This is a genomic window from Colwellia sp. RSH04 (genome assembly GCF_003545765.1).
Lineage (GTDB): Bacteria > Pseudomonadota > Gammaproteobacteria > Enterobacterales > Alteromonadaceae > Colwellia.
In genome coordinates, this window is the sequence record NZ_QXIO01000063.1 from 1 (window position 1) to 523 (window position 523).

At 61.0% G+C, this 523-nt stretch carries 1 protein-coding gene; it reads left to right on the top strand.

Annotated elements, in window-relative coordinates:
• On the top strand, positions 1-379 hold a 379-nt coding region (locus tag D1094_RS18495), incomplete at its 5' end, for an aminotransferase class I/II-fold pyridoxal phosphate-dependent enzyme (RefSeq protein WP_118961560.1).
• Positions 380-523 lie beyond the last annotated feature (144 nt).

Consider the following 523-nt stretch of genomic DNA (forward strand, 5'->3'; position numbering starts at 1 on the left):
CTTCACGACCGCTCTGCCACCGGCGGTTTGCGCGGCTGCGACGGCCGCCATCCGGCATCTGAAGGCATCGGGCCGGGAAAGAGCGCGGCACCAGAACCGCGTCGCGCGCCTGAAGTCGATGCTGGATGCCCACGGACTTCCACAACTGCGGAACGGATCGCATATCGTGCCTGTTCCTGTCAGGGACGCGAAGACATGCAAGGCCGTCAGCGATTACCTGCTCAATGATTTCGGCATCTACATTCAGCCGATCAACTATCCGACTGTTCCGCGCGGAACAGAACGGCTGCGCATCACGCCCACGCCGCTGCACACTGACGAACACATCGATCAATTGGTGGCGGCCTTGTCCAGCGCATGGCGCAGGTTTGGGCTTTGAAGTGAACTGAACGGGCCTGTATCTGGCGACGATCCCGCGACTGTGGTCCCTCAGCCGCAACAGCAGAAATAGGTCATGGCCGGCCATTTGCGCCAATGCGTCGGTGCAACTTCAAGCCGTCTCATCGTCTCGGCGTTCAGCCAT